A 2,776-nucleotide genomic window follows, 5' to 3' on the forward strand; every position below is an offset into this window, starting at 1 on the left:
GGCTCACGGTAGGCGATGCCGGCGCCGCGATGTCGCTGCGCCAGGAACTCACCGCGATTGCCGGGCGCTTCGCCGAGTCGACGCGGGCGCAGGTCGAGGTGGACATTGCGAGGGAGCTCGATTCGCCGGACATCGGCCCGCGAGCGAAGTTCGTTGCGCTGCGGGTGCTCACGGAGGGGCTGACGAACATCCGCCGCCACGCCGCGGACGCCGCACACGTATCTGTGACGGCGGAGCTCGACGCCACCGGCGCGATCGCGCTCGCCATCGCCGACGACGGCTCCGGCGGCGGCGCCGGGCTCGGCAGCGGCAACGGATTCGGCCTCGAGAGCCTCGACGCGCGGGTCACCGAAATCGGCGGCACCCTGAGCGCCCGCGCGCTCCCGGAGCGCGGATTCGAACTGCGCGCGACGCTGCCGCAGGCCGGGAAAGCCGAGAAGGCAGGAAAGGACTCCGCATGACCTTCCGCGTGCTCATCGCCGACGACCAGGAAATGGTCCGCATCGGCTTCGCGATGATCCTGTCCGCGGCCCCGGACATCGAGGTCGTCGACCAGGTCGCCGACGGCGCCGCCGCGCTCGAATCGATAGCGCGGCTGTCGCCGGATGTGGCCCTTCTCGATATCCGCATGCCCAGGGTCGACGGGCTCGAGGTGTGCCGCCGGGTCTCATCCAGCACCTCCGTCGTCATGGTGACGACGTTCTCCGACGACGACTACGTGGATGCCGCGATTTCGGGCGGCGCCTCGGGATTTATCCTCAAGGACTCGGGCGCGGATTTCCTGCTCGCGGGCGTGCGCGCCGCGTATTCGGGGGACACGCTGATCAGCCCGGAGATCACGACCGCGCTGCTGCGTAGGAGCCGGAGCTCGGCCCGCCGCGCGCCCGAGGGCTTGCGCGAGTCCGTGGATTCGCTGTCTCAGCGCGAGCTCGATGTCGCGCGGCTGCTCGCCGGCGGGGCGACAAATTCGGAGATCGCGGAGTCGCTGTTCATTTCGCTGAGCACCGTGAAAACGCACCTCGCGTCGATCTCGCGCAAGCTGGGCGCGGGGAACCGTGTCGAGATTGCCGCCGCGATGTGGCGCTCGGGGTATATGGACGGTGTTGGGGAGTAGCTGCGCCCGGTTTCGCGGCGCGGCGAGAAATCATCCTTTTGGCCGATACGTACGCGCGAGCACCATCCTCTCGGTGGATTCGCGGGGCCCGGCCTGCTTGCGATGCTGTGAGCATGAAGAGAATCCAGTCGCTCGACGTGCTCCGCGGCCTCGCGCTTTGCGGGATCATTTTCGCCAACATCGCCCCGATCCTCGGCCTCCAATTTCCGGACGACGGGTCCATTCCGCCCGTCTATACGGCGGTGGAGCTGTTCGTCACGGGGCGCTTCTTCCCGATTTTCAGCTTCCTGTTCGGCATCTCGTTTGCGCTGATGTGGCGCGGCGCGCGCTCGCGTTCTGCGTCACCGCGGATCGTGCTGCTGCGCCGGGTGCTTCTGCTCGGCGTCGTCGGTGCGCTCCATCAACTGCTCCAACCCGGCGAGGCGCTGCTGCCCTACGCGATCGCCGCGCTGGTGTTCCTGCTGCCGGCCACGTTCCTGCCGAAGAAGTGGGCGCTGCCGGTCCTCGTGCCGCTCGGCGGGGCTGCGGTCGTCTTCGCCGCGGTGTCCGGCGGCGGCCTCGCCCTCGTGCCCGGCCTGTTCCTCCTCGGCTACGCCGCGGGGCTCGCCGATATGCCGGGGACGTTGGAGCGTTCGCGCACGATCGTCCCCGCCGGGCTGGCGATCGGGCTTCCGGTCTCGGTTCTCGGCACGTGGATGCAGCACCAGAACACGGCAATAGCGGGCGGGAGTACCCTCGCCGCGGCAGTCGCGGCGTTCGCCGGTCTCGTGGTCGCGGCCACTCTCAGCCTGCTCGTCGTCTGGGCCGTGCAGCGCTCGATCCTCCCCGGCGTGCAGCGTGCTATTGCCGCGCTCGGGCGCACCTCGCTGACGAACTATGTCGGAGCGACCCTCATCATCACGGCGCTAAAGCTTCTCTCGGGGCCGCTCGGTTTCGCACCGACGCAGCCGCGTGTCTGGCCCTTGGCGATGGTCGCGGCCACGCTCATCCTCGTCGTACAGGCCGGGGTGTCGCTGTGGTGGCTGCGCACCTGGCGGCAAGGGCCGCTCGAGGCCGCGCTGCGCGCATTCAGCTGGTGGGAGATCGTGCCGCTTCGGCGTTCGCGCGGCGCGGATGCCGCGGAGGCGACGCCATCCACGCTCGCCCCGGCGCCCTGATCGGGTCGCGCGTCGCCGGCCGCGGCTGGCCGCCGCCAGACGCCGAAGCCTACTCAAATTCCGTTGGCCGCGTGTCTTTACGCGGCCAACGGAAAGTGCCTGGGCGTGGGCGAAAAGGATGGAGGTGCGGGGTTGCGGCTGGACGTGGGGTCGGACCTTGGCAGATGGGATGCGGCGAAGGGCGCTAATTTCGCCCGTGTGGCACCACTGGGCATCGCAGCCCACTCGGATTCCGCGCCCACGGCACCTCTCGGCTCCTAGACACCACGTTGCGGCCACAAAAAGCACGGAATTCGCTGCATTTCGTACACTTTCGTGGTGTGTAGGCCGAAATGCGTGCACCGACAGCGGGCACGGCGGAGCAGGTGCGGGGTGCGGCGCCCGCTCGGAGGGGCTACCCGTCCTCGGCCGCCCGCACAGCTGCCTGGTAGCGCCGCATTCCGGAAATCCAGCGCTGAGTGTCGCCGGCGCGGCCCTGCCACATGTCCCGGACCTCCGGGTGCGG

3 protein-coding genes are annotated in these 2,776 nt (G+C 69.4%); all 3 read left to right on the plus strand.

Annotation, left to right across the window (positions count from 1 at the left end):
- Nucleotides 1-461, plus strand: a 461-nt coding sequence (locus K8V11_RS09105; protein WP_369693062.1) for an ATP-binding protein, incomplete at its 5' end; no start/stop codon positions are given.
- Nucleotides 458-1,114, plus strand: a complete 657-nt coding sequence (locus K8V11_RS09110) for a response regulator (RefSeq protein ID WP_303913014.1) — start codon at nucleotides 458-460, stop codon at nucleotides 1,112-1,114. The genes K8V11_RS09105 and K8V11_RS09110, both read left to right, overlap by 4 nt.
- A 113-nt stretch (nucleotides 1,115-1,227) precedes the next feature.
- Nucleotides 1,228-2,271, plus strand: a complete 1,044-nt coding sequence (locus tag K8V11_RS09115) for a DUF418 domain-containing protein (RefSeq protein ID WP_303913016.1) — start codon at nucleotides 1,228-1,230, stop codon at nucleotides 2,269-2,271.
- The last annotated feature ends 505 nt before the right edge of the window (nucleotides 2,272-2,776 follow it).

This window comes from Dietzia timorensis (assembly GCF_020742175.1).
GTDB classification, from domain to species: Bacteria; Actinomycetota; Actinomycetes; order Mycobacteriales; family Mycobacteriaceae; genus Dietzia; species Dietzia timorensis_A.